The 17455-nt window shown below is 65.2% G+C and carries 14 protein-coding genes and 1 pseudogene; 9 read left to right on the top strand and 6 right to left on the bottom strand.

The features are described from left to right. Positions 1-23 precede the first annotated feature (23 nt). The 5 genes from EWM63_RS19370 (at position 24) to EWM63_RS19390 (ending at position 6134) form a co-directional block, all read left to right on the top strand. Entirely contained in the window at positions 24-1649 is a 1626-nt protein-coding gene (locus EWM63_RS19370) for a methyl-accepting chemotaxis protein (RefSeq protein WP_130188003.1), read from the top strand. Positions 1650-1723: 74 nt separating this feature from the next. Further along, positions 1724-3640 (top strand): HAMP domain-containing methyl-accepting chemotaxis protein, encoded by a 1917-nt coding sequence (locus EWM63_RS19375; RefSeq protein WP_130188004.1) that lies wholly within the window; start codon positions 1724-1726, stop codon positions 3638-3640. Between the two features lie 11 nt (positions 3641-3651). Beyond that, on the top strand, positions 3652-4164 hold the full coding sequence (locus EWM63_RS19380; protein ID WP_130188005.1) for a chemotaxis protein CheW: 513 nt from the start codon (positions 3652-3654) through the stop codon (positions 4162-4164). Next, the gene (locus tag EWM63_RS19385) at positions 4161-4976 is read left to right on the top strand and encodes a CheR family methyltransferase (protein WP_130188006.1); all 816 of its coding nucleotides are present in this window, start codon (positions 4161-4163) and stop codon (positions 4974-4976) included. Before EWM63_RS19380 ends, EWM63_RS19385 begins: the two co-directional genes overlap by 4 nt. An 84-nt stretch (positions 4977-5060) precedes the next feature. Next, positions 5061-6134 (top strand): protein-glutamate methylesterase/protein-glutamine glutaminase, encoded by a 1074-nt coding sequence (locus EWM63_RS19390; RefSeq protein ID WP_130188007.1) that lies wholly within the window; start codon positions 5061-5063, stop codon positions 6132-6134. Between the two features lie 87 nt (positions 6135-6221). Here the strand turns inward: EWM63_RS19390 and EWM63_RS19395 are convergent, their stop codons facing one another. Genes EWM63_RS19395 through EWM63_RS19405 form a run of 3 tightly spaced genes read right to left on the bottom strand, consistent with a single transcriptional unit; the run spans position 6222 to position 8213 of the window. Continuing rightward, the gene (locus EWM63_RS19395; RefSeq protein ID WP_130188008.1) at positions 6222-7202 is read right to left on the bottom strand and encodes a sensor domain-containing diguanylate cyclase; all 981 of its coding nucleotides are present in this window, start codon (positions 7200-7202) and stop codon (positions 6222-6224) included. A gap of 2 nt (positions 7203-7204) precedes the next feature. Further along, positions 7205-7867: a chemotaxis protein CheC gene (locus tag EWM63_RS19400; protein ID WP_130188009.1), complete on the bottom strand. Its 663-nt coding sequence runs from the start codon at positions 7865-7867 to the stop codon at positions 7205-7207. Position 7868: 1 nt separating this feature from the next. Beyond that, positions 7869-8213, bottom strand: a complete 345-nt coding sequence (locus tag EWM63_RS19405) for a response regulator (protein WP_371861249.1) — start codon at positions 8211-8213, stop codon at positions 7869-7871. Positions 8214-8395: 182 nt separating this feature from the next. Between EWM63_RS19405 and rpiA the strand changes: the two genes are divergently transcribed. Beyond that, positions 8396-9079: a ribose-5-phosphate isomerase RpiA gene (rpiA, locus tag EWM63_RS19410; protein WP_130188011.1), complete on the top strand. Its 684-nt coding sequence runs from the start codon at positions 8396-8398 to the stop codon at positions 9077-9079. A gap of 213 nt (positions 9080-9292) precedes the next feature. Here rpiA and EWM63_RS19415 read toward each other — a convergent pair whose 3' ends face one another. Continuing rightward, entirely contained in the window at positions 9293-9565 is a 273-nt protein-coding gene (locus EWM63_RS19415; RefSeq protein WP_130188012.1) for an oxidative damage protection protein, read from the bottom strand. 56 nt (positions 9566-9621) lie between these two features. Continuing rightward, positions 9622-10932 carry an amino-acid N-acetyltransferase gene (gene argA / locus EWM63_RS19420; RefSeq protein WP_130188013.1) on the bottom strand — a complete coding sequence of 437 codons (1311 nt, stop codon included), beginning with the start codon at positions 10930-10932 and terminating at the stop codon, positions 9622-9624. 65 nt (positions 10933-10997) lie between these two features. On the opposite strand from argA, the gene hrpA reads away from it, so the two are divergent. Continuing rightward, positions 10998-15140, top strand: a complete 4143-nt coding sequence (hrpA, locus tag EWM63_RS19425) for an ATP-dependent RNA helicase HrpA (protein WP_130188014.1) — start codon at positions 10998-11000, stop codon at positions 15138-15140. A gap of 45 nt (positions 15141-15185) precedes the next feature. Here the strand turns inward: hrpA and EWM63_RS19430 are convergent, their stop codons facing one another. Then, positions 15186-15896, bottom strand: coding sequence for a PRC-barrel domain-containing protein (locus EWM63_RS19430; RefSeq protein WP_130188015.1), 711 nt, complete (start codon positions 15894-15896; stop codon positions 15186-15188). A gap of 168 nt (positions 15897-16064) precedes the next feature. Here EWM63_RS19430 and EWM63_RS19435 point away from each other — a divergent pair, with 168 nt between their 5' ends. After that, positions 16065-17126, top strand: a complete 1062-nt coding sequence (locus EWM63_RS19435) for an extracellular catalytic domain type 1 short-chain-length polyhydroxyalkanoate depolymerase (protein WP_165390869.1) — start codon at positions 16065-16067, stop codon at positions 17124-17126. A gap of 108 nt (positions 17127-17234) precedes the next feature. Beyond that, a pseudogene (locus EWM63_RS32440) lies at positions 17235-17405 on the top strand (translesion DNA synthesis-associated protein ImuA); the annotation flags it as partial. Between the last annotated feature and the right edge of the window lie 50 nt (positions 17406-17455).

Genomic DNA, 17455 nt, shown 5'->3' on the forward strand with positions numbered 1-17455 from the left:
AGCAATTGATCTGGAGAGCCATCGTGCTTAAGAATCTGAAAATCGGCATCAGGATGGGACTTGGCTTCGGCCTCGTGCTGCTGCTGCTGTTGGGCGTCGCGATGCTGGCCATCACGCGCATGGCGGATATGGACAATGTGACCGACGAGATCACCAGCGAAGCCTATCCGAAGGTGATCGTCGCGCAGGAAATGGTGCGCGACGCGATCGATGCCGGGCGCCATATGCGCGGCATGCTGCTGACGAAGAGCGAATCCGAAGTCGAGCGCCACCGCAAGGCCATCGAGGGCATGCGCGCCGATACGATCCGCCGCATCGCCGACATGGAAAAAGTGGTGACCTCCGAACGCGGCAAGGAACTGCTGCGCGCTGTGTCCGAGAAGCGCGTGGCGCTCGACGCCAAGTACGACAGGTTCTATGCGCTCATGCGCACAGACCAGCAACAGGCCGCCGATTTCGTCAGCGCCGAGTATGCGTCGACCAATCGTGAACTGATCGCCGCATTGGATGCGCTCATCAAGCACCAGAGCAAGCTGATGCAGGATCTCACGGAGCAGGCAAAGCATACGTATGAAGACACCCGGACCACGGTGATGATGATGGCCGGTGGCGCGCTGCTGCTGGCCGTCCTGATCGGTGCATCGATCACCCTGTCCGTCACCCGCGCGCTGCGTCAGGCCGTCAATGCAGCGAACAGCCTTGCCGAAGGCGACCTGACCGTGCGCATCGACAGCAATTCGCGTGACGAGACTGGCCAGCTGCTGCAGGCGATGAACCAGATGATCGTGAAGCTGACGCAGGTGGTCACCGACGTCAATGCCGGCGCACAATCGCTGGCCTCCGCCTCCGAGGAAGTCTCCGCCACGGCGCAGTCGCTGTCGCAGGCCGCTTCCGAGCAGGCTGCCAGCGTCGAGGAAACGTCGGCATCGCTGGAACAGATGACGGCATCGATCTCGCAGAACACCGAGAACGCCCGCGTCACGGACGGCATGGCCACCCAGGCGGCGCGCGAAGCGGCCGAAGGCGGCGAAGCCGTCAAGGCCACCGTGACGGCAATGAAGCAGATCGCCAAGCAGATCGGCATCATCGACGATATCGCTTACCAGACCAACCTGCTGGCGCTGAACGCGGCCATCGAGGCGGCCCGTGCCGGCGAACATGGCAAGGGCTTTGCCGTGGTGGCGGCCGAAGTGCGCAAGCTGGCCGAGCGTAGCCAGGTGGCGGCACAGGAAATCGGCGAAGTGGCCACGTCCAGCGTGGAACTGGCCGAACGGGCCGGCAACCTGCTGGACCAGATGGTGCCGAACATCCGCAAGACGTCCGACCTGGTGCAGGAAATCACGGCCGCTTCCGAAGAGCAGTCGGCCGGCGTCGGCCAGATCAATGCCGCTGTCGGCCAGATGAGCCAGGGCACGCAGCAGAACGCTTCCAGTTCCGAGGAACTGGCCGCCACGGCCGAGGAAATGAGCGGCCAGGCCGAGCAGCTGCAGGCCGCGATGGGCTTCTTCAAACTCGAGAGCGGTGTCGCGGCGCGCAAGCCGGCCGGCCGCATGCCGCGCGCGGCCGCGGTGCCGAAGCGCCAGAGCATCGCCCTGCAACCAGCCTTTGCCGACGCAGGACTGGAAGAAACCAGCTTTACCCGGTTCTGAACGCCGTTTCACGACGCTTCGATCCGTTCTTAACCCGCTAACAACCCGCGGCCGGTGGCCGCAAGGAGACAATCTTGTTCCGTAATTTAAAAGTAAGTGCCCGCCTGGCCCTGGGCTTCGGCGTCGTCGGCTTCCTGCTCGCTGCCAGCATCCTGCTGGGTATCCGCAGCCTGGCTGGCGTCAGCGACAACGTCAACGAACTGGTCACCGACAAGTACCCGAAGGTCACGATGGCTCACGACTTGATCGGCAACATCACCACGATCGCGATCGCGATGCGCAATGTCGTGATCTTCGACGATGCGGCGGTGGCACGGCGCGAAATGGCAACGATCGAGGCCGAACGCGCCAAGCTGCGCGAGACGCTCGAGAAGCTGAAGAAGGTTGTGGCTTCGCCGGAAGGCAAGGAAGTATTGCAGGCGGTCGTGGAAACGCGCGAGCAATACCGCGTGATCCAGGAAGAGTGGCTTCGCATGGTGGCCGCAGGCCAGCGCGCCGAGGCGCGTGACCTGCTGGTCAACAAGCTCGAAGGCGTCCAGACGACCTATATCGCGACGATTCGCAAGCTGATCGCGCACCAGGATGCATCGATGGCGAAATCCGGCGAGGAAGCCACCGAGGCGTATGTCAGCGCCCGCAACCAGCTGGTGATGCTGGGTGTGCTGGCCGTGCTGATGGGCATTAGCATGGCGTTCTGGATCACGCTCAGCCTGACGCGCACGCTGGGTGGCGAGCCGGCCTATGCGGCCGAACTGCTCAAGCGCATCGCCGACGGCGACCTGTCCGGCGAAGTGGCGACCCGCAAGGGCGATACCGGCAGCATGCTGCACGCCGTGGCACTGATGGTGGTCAAGCTGCGCCAGGTCATTGCCGGCCAGCGCGCCGTGATCGAAGCGGCCAACCGCGGCAACTTCGGGACCCGTGTCGACACGACAGGCATGCAGGGCTTCCAGAAAGAGATGGGCGATGGCCTGAACCAGCTGATGACGACCACCGGCGCCGGCATCGACGACGTGGTGCGCGTGATGTCGGCCCTGGCCGAAGGCGACCTGACCACCCGCATCGACAAGGAATACGAAGGCGCATTCGGCAAGCTGAAGGAGTACTCGAACGGCACGATGGACAAGCTGGCACAGGTTGTCGGCGACGTGAACGCCAGCGCGCAGTCGCTGGCATCGGCCTCCGAAGAGGTGTCCGCCACGGCGCAGTCGCTGTCGCAGGCCGCTTCCGAGCAGGCCGCCAGCGTCGAGGAAACGTCGGCATCGCTGGAACAGATGACGGCATCGATCTCGCAGAATACCGAGAACGCCCGCGTCACCGACGGCATGGCCACCCAGGCGTCGCGTGAAGCGGCCGAGGGCGGCGAAGCGGTCAAGGCCACCGTGACGGCGATGAAGCAGATCGCCAAGCAGATCGGCATCATCGACGATATCGCCTACCAGACCAACCTGCTGGCGCTGAACGCGGCCATCGAGGCGGCCCGTGCCGGCGAACATGGCAAGGGCTTTGCCGTGGTGGCGGCCGAAGTGCGCAAGCTGGCCGAGCGCAGCCAGGTGGCGGCGCAGGAAATCGGCGAAGTGGCCACGTCCAGCGTGGAACTGGCCGAACGGGCCGGCAACCTGCTGGACCAGATGGTGCCGAACATCCGCAAGACGTCCGACCTGGTGCAGGAAATCACAGCCGCTTCCGAAGAGCAGTCGGCCGGCGTCGGCCAGATCAACTCGGCCGTGGGCCAGATGAGCCAGGGCACGCAGCAGAACGCCTCCAGTTCCGAGGAACTGGCCGCCACGGCCGAGGAAATGAGCGGTCAGGCCGAGCAGTTGCAGCAGGCCATGAGCTTCTTCCACCTGGCCAATAATGACGGCGCACGGGTGCTGGCCAAGGTGCGCAGCGGCGGTACCCGCCCGGCACGCCGCGGCAACGGCCTGCGCGCGGCGGACAGCTTCGCCATGCAGGGCGAGCTGGACGAAAAGAACTTCACCAATTTCTGATGGAGCGATCCATGAAGCACACCAAGCAAGACAGCACCGCGGCGGGAAGCGAATCCGCCCAATACCTGACCTTCATGCTGGGCGGCGAATCGTTCGGTATCGGCATCATGGCCGTGAAGGAAATCATCGAGTTCTCCGGCATCACCGAAGTGCCGATGATGCCCGAGTCGATCCGCGGCGTGATCAACCTGCGCGGCGCCGTGGTGCCCGTGATGGACCTGGCGGCCCGTTTCGGCCGGCCGCTGGCGGTGCCGGGCAAGCGCACCTGTATCGTCATCGTCGAACTGGAAGCGGACGGCGAGCGGCAGGTGACGGGCGTGGTGGTCGACGCCGTCAGCGCCGTGCTGGACATCGCGCTGGCCGAGATCGAGCCGGCGCCGTCGTTCGGTACCCGCATCCGCGGCGATTTCATCGGCGGCATGGCCAAGGTGAACGGCAAGTTCGTGATCCTGCTGAACGTGGCGCAGGTGCTGGCACTGGACGGACTGGCCATGCTGGCCGATACCGAAGCACAGGCGGCATGAGCGCCATCGCCATCAACGAGCGCGAGTTCGCGCGCTTCCAGCACTTCATCCACGACATCGCGGGCATCACGATGTCGGACGCGAAGAAGGCGCTGGTCAGCGGGCGGCTCGCCAAGCGGCTGCACCACTTCGGGCTGGACAGCTACGATGCGTATTTCGAAGTGCTGGCGGGCGGGCAGCATCCGGAGGAGACCCAGGTCGCCGTGGACCTGCTGACCACCAACGAAACCTACTTCTTCCGCGAGTCGCGCCACTTCGAGCTGCTGCGCGAAGCCGCCAGCGCGCACGGAACGAGCGGCAACACGCCATTTCGCGTATGGAGCGCTGCCTGTTCCTCCGGCGAGGAGCCGTACAGCATCGCGATGGTGCTGGCGGACGTGCTGGGCAACGCGCCGTGGGAAGTGATGGCGTCGGACATCAGCACGCGCGTGCTGCAGCGTGCCCGCGTCGGGCATTATCCGATGGAGCGCGCCGCGCACGTGCCTGCCGACTACCTGAAGCGCTTCTGCCTGAAAGGCATCCGCGAACAGACCGGTACGCTGCTGGTGGACCGGGCGCTGCGCCAGCGCGTGCAGTTCCGGCAGGTGAACCTGAATACGCAGTTGCCGAACGAACTGGGCATGTTCGACGTGATCTTCCTGCGCAATGTGATGATCTACTTTAATGCCGATACCAAGCGGCAGGTGGTGGCGCGCGTAACGTCGCGCCTGAAGCCGGGCGGCCAGTTCTTCATCGGCCATTCCGAAAGCCTGCACGACATCACCAATGCGGTGCAGCCGGTGGTGCCGTCGGTGTACCGGAAGGCAGCGTAACAAACAGCGCCGCATGGCCCGCATGGGCTAAGCTTATGTTGTAACGGCTCGTGTTTGCGGGCTTTCCTGCGTTCCTGGAAACCTATGAATCCTATCAATGTGATGGTCGTCGACGATTCGGCCGTGGTGCGCAAGATCGTTGGCGAGATGCTGGCGGCGGCACCGGGAATCCGGCTGCTGCACGCCGTGTCCGATCCGCTGCTGGCGATCGAGCGGATGAAGCAGCAGTGGCCGGACGTGATCGTGCTGGACGTGGAAATGCCGCGCATGGATGGCATCACGTTCCTGAAGAAGATCATGGCCGAGCGCCCGACGCCGGTGATCATCTGCTCGACGCTGACCGACAAGGGCGCCCAGACCACGATGGCGGCAATGGCGGCCGGCGCGGTGAACGTGATCGCCAAGCCGAAGCTGGGCCTGAAGGATTTCCTGAACGAGAGCGCCGCCGAACTGGTGGGCGCGATCCGCGCCGCCGCCCACGTCAACGTGCGCCGGCTATCCCAGCGCGCCGCCACCCCGGCGCAGGCGCCGGCCAAGCTCACGGCGGACGCGATCCTGCCACCGGCGTCCGATGTCCGCACGCCGCTGCAGACCACCGAGCGGGTCGTGGCGATCGGCACCTCCACCGGTGGGACCCAGGCGCTCGAGGAAGTGCTGACGGTGCTGCCGCGCGTTACACCCGGCATCGTGATCGTGCAGCACATGCCGGAAAAATTCACGGCGGCGTTCGCCGACCGGCTCAACAAGCTGTGCCAGATCGAAGTGCGCGAAGCGCAGCACGGCGACCGCGTGCTGCCGGGCCGCGCGCTGATCGCGCCGGGCGGCCGGCACATGCTGCTGCGGCGCGACGGCGCCCGCTACTACGTCGACGTGATCGACGGCCCGCTGGTGAACCGCCACCGGCCATCGGTCGATGTGCTGTTCCGCTCCGTGGCGAAACATGCCGGCGCCAACGCGCTGGGCATCATCATGACGGGCATGGGCGACGATGGCGCCGCCGGCCTGCTGGAGATGCGCAAGGCCGGCGCCCGCACCGCGGCGCAGGACGAGGAAAGCTGCGTGGTCTATGGCATGCCGAAGGAAGCCGTCAAGCGCGGCGGCGTGGAGAAGACCGTGCCGTTGAAGTCGATCGACCGCGAGATCCTGCAGCAGCGCTGAGCAGGGGCGGTATCCCGCTGTCATGCAGGGCTGTCGTGCGGGGCTCCGATGGCCGGCCGCGGCGACGGCGATTCCGCCGGGTTGCCGTCAGGCGGCGGTGTCTTCCTGCCGGGCGGCGACGATCCGGTTGCGGCCCTGGCGCTTGGCCGCGTACAGGGCACCGTCGGCGGCGCGGATCAGCGCGGCCGGCGTGGCCGGCTGGCCCGGCAGCAGCGTCGCCACGCCGACGCTGACGGTGACCTGCTTTTCCGGCCCGGCCGCGTGCTCGTGCGGGATCGCCAGCTTCAGCACGCGCTCGTGCAGCGTGGCGGCCATCTGCAGCGCCTGGCCCGGATCGTTGTCCGGCAGGATCGCCGCGAATTCCTCGCCACCGTAGCGCGCCAGCATGTCCACCGAGCGTTGCAGCAGCGCCTGCAGCGCGCCCGAGACCGCGATCAGGCACTGGTCGCCCTGCTGGTGGCCGTAATGGTCGTTGTAGGCCTTGAAATGGTCGATATCGATCATCAGCAGCGATACCATGCCGCCATTGCGCTTGGCGCGGCGCAGTTCGCGGTCGAGCGCCGCGTCGAACGCGCGGCGGTTGGCCACGCCGGTCAGGCCATCGGAGAAAGTCTGCATGCGCAGCAGCTCGGTCTGTTCGCGCAGCAGCTTTTCACGGGCAGCGGCCATGCTGACGTCGTTCAGCTGGATCAGGCAATGGGGTTCGGACTGGCCGGCGGGGAAGGCCAGCGGCGTGACGGCGATGCCTTGCTGCATCCGCTCGCCGCGGGCGATCGCGGCCGGATTCGAATACAGCGGGAAGGGGGCGCGGTTCAGCGTGGGCGACAGCAGCGACGAGAAATTGTTGGCCAGCGCCTGCGTGACGGCTGCCTCGACACGGCCGCCGCGCAGTTCGGGCATCAGCGCGAACAGGTCCATGCCGAGCGCCTTGTGCGCGGCACAGCCGGAATGGCGGCTCATCCATTTATTCCACAGCACGATGCGGCGTGCCGCGTCCACGACGATGACGCCGGCGTTGACGGCTTCCAGCACGCTTTCCAGCAATGGCAGGCGGGACGGCTGCTGCATCCTTATTGCGATCCCATCGGCAGCCCCATCGCGCGGTGCAGGTACTGGTCGATCTGGTCCTTCAGGTCGGTGAGGGCGGTGACGTCGAGGATGAAGGCCACGTAGCCGTGGATCTGGTGCTTCTCGAGGATGAAGTCGATGTGCAGCATCATCACCACGGTATCGGCGCGGGTGCCGGTGGCATCGAGGATCTCGTCGCTGGAGCCCACATGGTAGACCGGCAGCGAGCCATGCAGCTCGTGCTCGAAAATATTGGCCAGCGTGCCGACGCAGGCATTGAGGATGATGTTGCCGATCTCGCTCATCGCCTCCTGCTCCATGCCGGACAGCTCGGCCAGCGGTATCGCTTCGCCCACCATCAGGCGCACGATTTCCAGGCTTTTATCCTCAGGGAACATCAGCAGCGCCTCGGTCGAGAACGCGCCTTCGTAATGCTGGCTGACGCCGCAGATGCGTTCGCCGCTGGTGCTGGCGGTGCCGGCGTTGTGCCGGTGCGCATCCTCGATCAGCTGGGCCGCCTCGCTGCGGCTGAGAAAGCTGATCGACGGTACCGACATGGTGACTTCCTCGCCGACGATGCCGCTCATCGCGGCGGCGGCCTGGCCCACGCCGATGTTGAAGATCTCGACCAGCGCGTCGTGTTCCAGTTCGGTCAGCGGAATCATGTCAGCGCACCAGCGCGGTCAGGCGGGCGATGCGCTCGGGCGTGATCGGCTTTTCCATGAAGGCGACGCCGATTTCGCTGGCGCGGTTGCGGGTGGCATCCTGCACATTGGCCGTGAGCAGGGATATGTGCGCATCGGGCAGCAACTTGCGCAGTTGCTCGGCGCAGGCCAGTCCACCCATGCCGGGCATGTTCACGTCCATCAGCACCAGCTGGGGTTGCACTTCCGGCGCCTTGGCCAGCGCTTCCTCGCCGGTACCGGCTTCCACCACGGTCCAGTCGGGATGCAGCGTCACGATGTATTGCCGCGCCACGAGCCGGGAAACCCGGCTGTCGTCGACGATCAGGACAGTGCGGGGGCCGGTTGGCGTTGCCGGTTCGGCGGGAGACCCGGAGGATGAGTCGGTCGGGGTGGTCGTCATGTTCTGTTGGGCTGACTTATGGAGATTGGCTATTTTCCCACAAAGGCCGCCCGGTGCGCTGTTAAAATGGCGCCCTTCGAATCCGTAATTCCCCTACCTTCATCATCATGACTCAAGACGAACTGAAACAGGCCGTGGCGCGCGCCGCCATCGGCTACGTGGTCGACGGCGAAATCATCGGCGTCGGCACCGGCTCGACCGCGAACTTCTTCATCGACGAACTGGCCACCATCAAGGACCGCATCAAGGGCACCGTGGCCTCGTCGGAAGCCACGGCCGCGCGCCTGAAGGGCCATGGCATTCCCGTGTTCGACCTGAACGACGTGGAATCGATCGCCGTCTATATCGATGGCGCCGACGAGATCGACGCTTCCGGCGCGATGATCAAGGGTGGCGGCGCGGCGCTGACGCGCGAAAAGATCGTGGCCTCCGTGTCGAAATCGTTCGTCTGCATCGCCGATGGTTCCAAGCTCGTTGAAACGCTGGGCAAGTTCGCCCTGCCGGTCGAGGTGATCCCGATGGCGCGCAATGCCGTGTTCCGCCAGCTGGCGGCCCTGGGCGGCCAGCCGAAAGTGCGTGTCAAGCCGGGGTCGGATGAGCCGTTCGTCACCGACAACGGCGGCCACCTGATCGACGTAGCCGGCCTGTCGATCACCGACCCGGTCGCGCTGGAAAACACCATCAACGGCATGGTCGGCGTGATCGCCGTGGGCCTGTTCGCCGCCCGTGGGGCCAATGTGTGCCTGCTGGGTACGGCAGAGGGCGTCAAGTCGTTGCGCTGGCAAGGCTAAGTCCATGAAAACCGGTGACGGGCTCCGATAGGAGTCTGTCCCCGGTAAGTGACGGCTTCAGCGCTTGCTGTTGACGTGATGAGGGGACTGACCCCGGTTTTTTGGCAGCGTAGCGATACGCCAGAAAAAACCGGGGTCAGTCCCCTCGTTCAATGCCAGCGACCAGGCTCCAAGCCGACGACTGGCGGGGACAGACCCCTTGAAACCCTGGGCTTAAGCCGGTGGCGGCACGTAACCCTGCGCTTCATCGGCGCCTTCGCCGAAGAAGTGTTTTTCCATCTGCGCGGCCAGGTACTTGCGGGCGCGCACGTCGGCCAGGTTCAGGCGGTTTTCGTTGACCAGCATGGTCTGGTGCTTCAGCCAGGCCGCCCAGGCCTCTTTCGACACGGATTCATAGATTTTCTTGCCCAGTTCGCCGGGATACGGCGGGAAGTCGAGGCCTTCGGCTTCCTTGTTCAGTTTGATGCATTGGACGGTACGGGCCATCGCGGGTGCTCCTCAGTGTTCGGAAACGTGCATTGTAAATTATCCGGCGAAAACGCTTACAGTGTCTTCACCAGCACCTGCGACTTGCGCTGGTAGTTGTACATGCGCTGGCGGTCTTTCGGCAGCGCGTCCACGGTGGCGGGCACGAAGCCGCGCTTGATGAACCAGTGCGCCGTGCGCGTGGTCAGCACGAACAGTTTCGTGACGCCGGACGCGCGCGCGCGGTTTTCCATGTGTTTCAGGATACGTTCGCCGTCGCCCTGCGCCTGCACTTCGGGGTTGACGGTCAGGCATGCCATTTCGGCCATTTTCTCTTCGGGGAACGGATACAGCGCGGCGCAGCCGAAGATCACGCCATCGTGTTCGATGACGGAAAAATAATTGATTTCCCGTTCGATCAGCTCGCGGCCGCGCTTGACGAGCGTGCCATCCGCTTCCAGTGGTTCGATGAGCTTGATAATCCCGCCAACGTCCTCAATTGTGGCGGGTCGCAGGCTTTCCAGGTTTTCGTGGCTGATCATCGTGCCCACGCCATCGTGCGTGAACAGTTCGAGCATGGCCGAACCGTCCATCGCGAACGGCACGATGTGCGAGCGCTCGACGCCGCTGTTGCAGGCCTTGACGCAGTGGCGCAGGTAGAACGCGCTTTCCGGCGACAGGAAATTCGCCTGCAACACGGCTTCGGCCATGTGCGACGACAGTTCACGGATTTCGGTGCCGGCCAGGTCGCGCAGCATCTCGGTCTCGGTGATGAAGATCAGCTTGTCGGCATGCAGCGCCACCGCGGCGGACACGGCCACGTCTTCCATCGTCAGGTTGAAGGCTTCGCCGGTGGGCGAGAAACCCAGCGGCGACAGCAGGATCACGCCGCCGGCGGCGAGGATCGAGTGGATCGTCTCGGCATCGACCTTGCGGGTCACGCCGGTCAGTTCCAGGTCGACGCCGTCGATGACGCCCAGCGGGCGTGCCGTGACGAAGTTGCCGGAAATGACACGGATCGCCGCGTTCGACATCGGCGTGTTCGGCAAGCCCTGGCTGAACGCTGCCTCGATGTCGAGGCGCAGTTCGCCGGCGGCTTCCTTCGCGCATTCCATCGCGGCGGTATCGGTGACGCGGATACCGTTGTGGAAGCGGCCTTCGACGTTACGCAGCGCCAGCTGTTCGGCGACCTGCGGGCGCGAGCCGTACACGACGACGACCTTGATGCCGAGGGCGTGCAGCAGCGACAGGTCGTGCGCCAGGACCGGCAGGGCGCCGGCGGCCACCAGTTCACCGGGGAAGGCCACCACGAAAGTCTTGCCGCGGAAGGCGTGGATATAAGGCGCGACGGAACGCAGCCACTGGACGAATTCGACGGGGTTTTCCATGCGCCGCATTATAATTCGCTGCGCGGCATTCGTCGTAAAACTCGCAGCAAAACCTTGTAAAAACAATGTCTGAAGCCATCAAGCAGTCCCCTTCCTCTTCTTCCCCGCAACCGAACGAAGCGCGCGCCCCGCGCCGCGATGACGGCCGCCGTGGCGGTGCGCCACGGGAAAAAGCAACGCCGGAGCAGGGTGCCGCGAACGAAAAGCGCGCGCCGAGGCAGGGGGGCGCGCGCGAAAAACCCACGCCCGAGCAGGTCGCTGCGCGCGAGGCCGAGCGCCTGTTCCGCAATCCGCTCCCGCCGATCACGTTTCCGGAAGACCTGCCGGTCTCGGGCCGGCGGCGCGAGATCGCCGAGGCGCTGTCGAAGCACCAGGTCGTCATCGTGTCGGGCGAAACCGGTTCCGGCAAGACCACGCAGCTGCCGAAGATCTGCCTGGAACTGGGCCGCGGGCAGAAGGGGCTGATCGGCCACACGCAGCCGCGGCGGATCGCCGCCTCGTCGACGGCCAAGCGCATCGCCCAGGAACTGGGCACGCCGCTGGGCGAGCACGTGGGCTACAAGGTGCGCTTCAACGACACGCTGCACAAGGGCGCCTCCGTGAAGCTGATGACGGACGGTATCCTGCTGGCCGAAACGCAGACCGACCCGCTGCTCAAGGGCTACGACACGATCATCATCGACGAGGCCCACGAACGCAGCCTGAACATCGACTTCCTGCTCGGTTACCTGAAGCAGCTGCTGCCGCGCCGGCCGGACCTGAAAGTGATCATCACGTCCGCGACGATCGATGCGGAACGCTTCGCCCGGCACTTCAGCCAGGAGGGCAAGCCGCGCGTGCCGGTGATCGAGGTATCGGGGCGACTGTATGCGGTGGAAGTGCGCTACCGTCCCGTGGAGCGCGATCCGGTCACGCTGCCGGAAGGGGTGAACGCCGCGAAGCCGCAACTGCGCACGGCGGCCGCCGCCCGCGACAAGCGCGACCTGATGGATGCCATCGTCGACGGTGTCGATGAAGTGTGCCGCATCGGCCCGGGCGACGTGCTCGTGTTCCTGCCGGGCGAACGCGAAATCCGCGACGCCGCCGAGGCGCTGCGCAAGCACCACCCGCCGCACGTGGAAATCCTGCCGCTGTTCGCCCGCCTGTCGGTGGAAGAGCAGGACCGCGTGTTCCGCACCACGAACCAGCGGCGCATCGTCCTCGCCACCAACGTGGCGGAAACGTCGCTGACGGTGCCGGGCATCCGTTACGTGGTCGATGCGGGCACGGCGCGCGTAAAGCGCTACAGCTACCGCAACAAGGTCGAGCAGCTGCAGGTCGAGCCGGTGGCGCAGTCGGCGGCGAACCAGCGCGCTGGCCGTTGCGGCCGCGTGGCCGACGGCGTGTGCATCCGCCTGTACGAGGAAGAGGATTTCAACAAGCGGCCGAAATTCACCGATCCGGAAATCCTGCGCTCGTCGCTCGCTTCCGTCATCCTGCGCATGAAGTCGCTGCACCTGACGGATGTGGAGACGTTCCCGTTCATCGAGCCGCCGCTGGCGCGCGCGATCGCCGACGGCTACCAGCTGCTGCAGGAGCTGGGCGCCGTCGACGACGACAACAAGCTGACGAACCTGGGCCGCAAGCTGGCCAAGCTGCCGCTCGACCCGCGCGTGGGCCGCATGATCCTGGCCGCGCAGGAGTTCACGTGCCTGACCGAGGTGCTGATCGTGGCCGCCGCGCTGTCGGTGCAGGACCCGCGCGACCGCCCCATCGAGCACCAGCAGGCGGCCGACCAGGCGCACCAGAAGTTCGCCGATGAAAAGTCCGAATTCCTCTCGTACGTCAAGATCTGGCGCTGGTTCGAGGATGCCATCGAGCACAAGAAGACCAACCGGCAATTGCAGGACAACTGCCGCGCCAACTTCCTGTCGCAGGTGCGCCTGCGCGAGTGGCGCGACGTGCATTCGCAACTGCTCACGCTCGTGAAGGAGCAGGGCTGGCGCATGAATGAATCGCCGGCCACGTACGAGCAGCTGCACATGGCACTGCTCACTGGCCTCTTGGGCAACGTGGGCTTCAAGATGGAAGACGACCCCGGCTACCTGGGCGCGCGCGGCATCAAGTTCAACATCTGGCCCGGCTCGTCGCTGGGCAAGAAGGCGGGCAAGTGGGTGATGGCGGCCGAACTGGTGGAGACCACGCGGCTGTATGCGCGCACGATCGCGAAGATCGAGCCGGAATGGGTGGAAAAGATCGGCGCCCACCTGCTGAGGAAATCGTGGGGCGAGCCGCGCTGGGAAAAGCGCCCGGCGCAGGTGACGGCGGCCGAGAAGGCCACGCTGTACGGCCTGACGATCTACAGCCAGCGCCGCATCAACTACGCGTTGTACAACCCGGCCGAGGCACGCGAGATCTTCATCCGCGATGCGCTGGTGGCCGGCGACTACGATACGCGCGCGCCGTTCTTCGCGCACAACCACCGCCTGGTGAAGGAGATCGAAAACCTCGAACACAAGTCGCGCCGGCAGGACGTGCTGGTGGACGAACAACTGATCGAAGCGTTCTACGACAAGCTGATCCCGCACGACGTGGTCAATGGCGCCGGCTTCGAGACCTGGTACAAGAAGGCCGCGCAGGCGGAGCCGAAGATCCTGTACCTCGTCAAGGAAGACCTGATGCGCCATGAGGCGGCGGGCGTGACGACGGAGCTGTTCCCGAAGAAGTTGCTGGCCGCCGGCGTGGAAATGGCACTCACGTACCACTTCGAGCCGGGCACGGTGCGCGATGGCGTCACGCTGCACGTGCCGCTGTATGCGCTGAACCAGCTCTCGCGCGAGCGCTGCGAGTGGCTGGTGCCGGGCATGCTGAAGGAGAAGGTGCACCTGCTGCTGAAATCGCTGCCGCAAAAGCTGCGGCGGCACATGGTGCCGCTGCCCGAGTACGCGCAAAAGTTCTGCGAGCGCGTGGCCGACAAGTTCGGCCGCGGCGACCTGATTGACGCGATCATCGCCGACATCCGCGAGCAGATCACGATCACGGTGCTGACCGGCGACTTCAAGCCGGAACAACTGCCGGCGCACCACTTCATGAACTTCAAGGTGATCGACGAGCATGGCCGCCAGCTGGACATGGGCCGCAACCTCGCCACCTTGCAGGCGGAGTATGGCGCGCAGGCGCGGCAGAGCTTCCAGAAGATGGCGGAGAATGCGCCGCCCGCATCGGCCGCTTCGCTGGCGCAGCTGGGCGGCGCCAGGCCTGACAAAGGCGCGGACCGGGGCGCAAAGCACGGTGGTATCGCTGGGGAAGTCAAGGCGGGTGGCATGCCGGGGGCGGCCCTGCCGGCGCCTGCGGCTGCTGCGCCGGCACCGGCCGGAGCGCACACGAACATCACGTCATGGTCGTTCGGCGAACTGCCGGAGCTGCTGGAGATCGTGCAGGGCAAGCTGACCCTGATCGGCTTCCCGGCGCTGGTGGACAAGGGCGCGCACTGCGACCTGGAAGTGTTCGACGATCCGAACGTGGCGGCGCGCACGCACCGCATCGGCCTGCGCCGGCTGTTCGCGCTGCAGATGAAGGACCAGATCAAGTTCGTGGAGAAAAGCATCCCGAACCTGCAGCAGATGGGCATGCAGTTCATGAGCATGGGCACGCAGGAGGAACTGCGCGACCAGATCATTGCCAAGGCGATCGACATCGCCTGCCTGCAGGATCCGCTGCCGACGGATGCGGCCACGTTCAACAAGCGCAAGGACGAAGGCAAGTCGCGCCTGGTGTTGCTGGTGAACGAGATCGCGCGGCTGGTCTCGCAGGTGCTGACGGAATTCCACGGCTTGCCGAAGCGGCTGCAGGGCATCAACCAGCAGGCCGCCGCCGACATGCAGGAGCAGTTGAAAGGGCTGGTGCACAAGCGCTTCCTGCTCGATACCGAGTTCACCCAGCTGGCGCATTTCCCCCGCTACCTGAAGGCGATGAACGTGCGGCTGGAAAAGCTGCGCGCCGATCCCGCGCGCGACGCCAAGGCGATGGCCGACTGGCACCAGGCCGCGCAGCCTTACCTGCGCGTGGTGCGCGACAAGTCGGCCGGCAAGAATACCGATCCGAAGCTGGTGGAGTATCGCTGGCTGCTGGAGGAATTGCGGGTGTCGCTGTTCGCGCAGGAGCTGCGCACGCCGGCGCCGGTGTCGGTCAAGCGGCTCTTCAAGGTATGGGAGTCCATGCAGAGGTAAAAGAAAAAAGCCCCGCGAAGCGGGGCTTTTTTTACGCCAGGACGATCAGAACTTCTTGTTTGGATCGTAGCTGGTGTTCTGGTTCGACAGGCCGCCGGCCTGGTTGACGTTCTTGTCCGTCAGGTCGGCATCGCCGCGCCCCAGGTCCAGGCTGCTGCTGCCCAGGCCGGTGCTGCTGCCCAGGCTGCCGCTCTGGCTCGACAGGCCGCTGCCGCTGCCCATGCTGTTGCCCATGCTGCTGCCCGAGCTGCCGGACAGGTTGCCCGACTGGCTCTGGCCAAAGCTGGAGCCGCTCTGCATGGTGCTGCTGCCGCTGCCCATCACGCTGCCGGTGGAGGTCATCTGGCCCGGCATCGCCTGTGCGGCACCGCCCCAGAAACTGCTGATCTGGCTGCCGAATTCGGCGCTGGCCATGTCGGGCCAGCGGTCCTTGTCGAAGCCGGGCGCGTTTTCCAGGCGCTCTTTCGCCACGTCGAGAATGAAACGCTTGTTCACGGTATCGAGTTGCAGGGCTTGCCACGGCACGGCGAACAGCTTGTCGCCCATGCCCAGGATGCCGCCGAACGACAGCACGGCATAGGCGATCTTGCCGGACTGCATGTCGATCATGATTTCTTTAATGTCGCCCAGGTCTTCTTCCTGGCGGTTGTAGACGTCTTCGCCCATCAGCGTGTCGGCACCCATCAGGTGCGGGCCTGGGCCGTCATTGTCGCGGTCACGGTAAATGCCAAACGGGTCTCGGTCGAGATAGCTCATGTTGGTCTCCTGTGATGCATTGGGTAATGCGGTCGTGGAAAGTCCACCGCGCGATCGCACGGCGGTCTGCATGCCAGAATAGCGCAAGCGGCTTTTTTGCGCCCTTACCGGAGTTCAACAGTGTGGCCCGGTTCCGTTGGATGCGGGCACGACGAAAGCGGAGGAAGCATGGCGAAACGGAATGCCGGCGCGCGCCTGGTGCGCAGCCTGATGAAGGCGGGTACCGCGCATCAGAAGGCGGCAGCGAAGATGGTCGGCACGATGCTGACGTTGCCGAAAAGTAGTGTCCGCAAGCGGCCGGCGAAGAAGGCGGCCACCGCCGCGCCGCGCGTGCGCACGCCGCCGGCCACGCCCGTGGCACCGGGGCGCTGGCTGGTCGGGCATCACGCGGCGGGCGCCCAGCAGATGCAGTACTGGCTGTACCTGCCGCAGGGCGAGGTGCCGGCGAAAGGCATGCCCCTGGTGCTGATGCTGCATGGCTGCCAGCAGACGGCGACCCAGTTCGCGCAAGGCACGCGCATGAACACGGTGGCGGAAAAGAAGGGGTACGCGGTGCTGTATGTGCAGCAACCGGTCACCGTGCACGCGCAGCGGTGCTGGCGCTGGTTCGACCGCGCCACGCAGGCCGGCGGCGGCGACGTGCAACCGGTGGCGGCGATCCTCGCGAAGGTATTGACCCAGTATCCGATCGACCGGCGCCGCGTGTATGCATGCGGCATCTCGGCCGGCGCCGGCCTGGCCAATATCATGGCGCTGAACTTCCCGGACGTTTTTGCGGCGGTGGGCCTGCACTCCGGGCCCGTGTTCGGCGTTGGCCACGGCACCGTCGGCGCGCTGGGCGTGATGCGCCACGGCGGCGGGATACACACCGAGCCTGCCATCCGCGAAGTGCTGGCGCGGCGCGCCAATTTTCCAATGATGCCGGCGATCCTGATCCAGGGCGATGCCGACACGGTGGTGCATGCCGTGAACCAGCAGCAGCTCGTGCGCCAAAGCCTGCTGTTGAACGGCGTGCCGGCCGATGCACCGGTCAAAGTGACGCGACGGGGTACCCGCAGCGGGCATGAAATCCGCGACTACCACGTGGGCAGCAAGGTGGTGCTGCGCGTGGTGCGGGTCGATACGCTGGACCATGCATGGAGCGGTGGCGATCCGCAGTTTGCCTTCCATGCGAAAGGGCCGGATGCGAGCCGGATGATGCTGGAGTTTTTCGGCAAGCACCGCCGGTAGGACGGCTGCCCGGCCGAGCTGGCGCCACACGATTGCCAGAATGTCATTGTCAAAACGTCCCATCGGTAGTACTGTATAGGCATACAGTATTTCTTGGCATCATCACTTATGGCTCAGCCCGCTCCCATGCTGGCGCCGGAAGCCTTGCATCCGTCACTCTGGCTTGCATCGCAACTGGCCCAATCGCACGACCGCTGCGTCGACACCGGCCATCCGGTCCTGTCGGCCCAGTTGCCGGGAAACGGGTGGCCAACGGGAACGCTGGTGGAATTGCTGCTTACATCCAAGTTTCCAACGAATAGACCCCCCTAACAAGTTATGGTAAAACG

This window comes from Pseudoduganella lutea (assembly GCF_004209755.1).
GTDB classification, from domain to species: domain Bacteria; phylum Pseudomonadota; class Gammaproteobacteria; order Burkholderiales; family Burkholderiaceae_D; genus Rugamonas; species Rugamonas lutea.

What these genes read in the sequence shown, in the direction of transcription:
- EWM63_RS19380 (WP_130188005.1), top strand. Translation starts at nt 3,652, where the DNA reads ATGAAGCACACCAAGCAAGACAGCACCGCGGCGGGAAGCGAATCCGCC.
- EWM63_RS19435 (WP_165390869.1), top strand. Translation starts at nt 16,065, where the DNA reads ATGGCGAAACGGAATGCCGGCGCGCGCCTGGTGCGCAGCCTGATGAAG.
- rpiA (WP_130188011.1), top strand. Translation starts at nt 8,396, where the DNA reads ATGACTCAAGACGAACTGAAACAGGCCGTGGCGCGCGCCGCCATCGGC.
- EWM63_RS19395 (WP_130188008.1), bottom strand. Translation starts at nt 7,202, where the DNA reads ATGCAGCAGCCGTCCCGCCTGCCATTGCTGGAAAGCGTGCTGGAAGCC.
- hrpA (WP_130188014.1), top strand. Translation starts at nt 10,998, where the DNA reads ATGTCTGAAGCCATCAAGCAGTCCCCTTCCTCTTCTTCCCCGCAACCG.
- argA (WP_130188013.1), bottom strand. Translation starts at nt 10,932, where the DNA reads ATGGAAAACCCCGTCGAATTCGTCCAGTGGCTGCGTTCCGTCGCGCCT.
- EWM63_RS19415 (WP_130188012.1), bottom strand. Translation starts at nt 9,565, where the DNA reads ATGGCCCGTACCGTCCAATGCATCAAACTGAACAAGGAAGCCGAAGGC.
- EWM63_RS19390 (WP_130188007.1), top strand. Translation starts at nt 5,061, where the DNA reads ATGAATCCTATCAATGTGATGGTCGTCGACGATTCGGCCGTGGTGCGC.
- EWM63_RS19400 (WP_130188009.1), bottom strand. Translation starts at nt 7,867, where the DNA reads ATGATTCCGCTGACCGAACTGGAACACGACGCGCTGGTCGAGATCTTC.
- EWM63_RS19385 (WP_130188006.1), top strand. Translation starts at nt 4,161, where the DNA reads ATGAGCGCCATCGCCATCAACGAGCGCGAGTTCGCGCGCTTCCAGCAC.
- EWM63_RS19430 (WP_130188015.1), bottom strand. Translation starts at nt 15,896, where the DNA reads ATGAGCTATCTCGACCGAGACCCGTTTGGCATTTACCGTGACCGCGAC.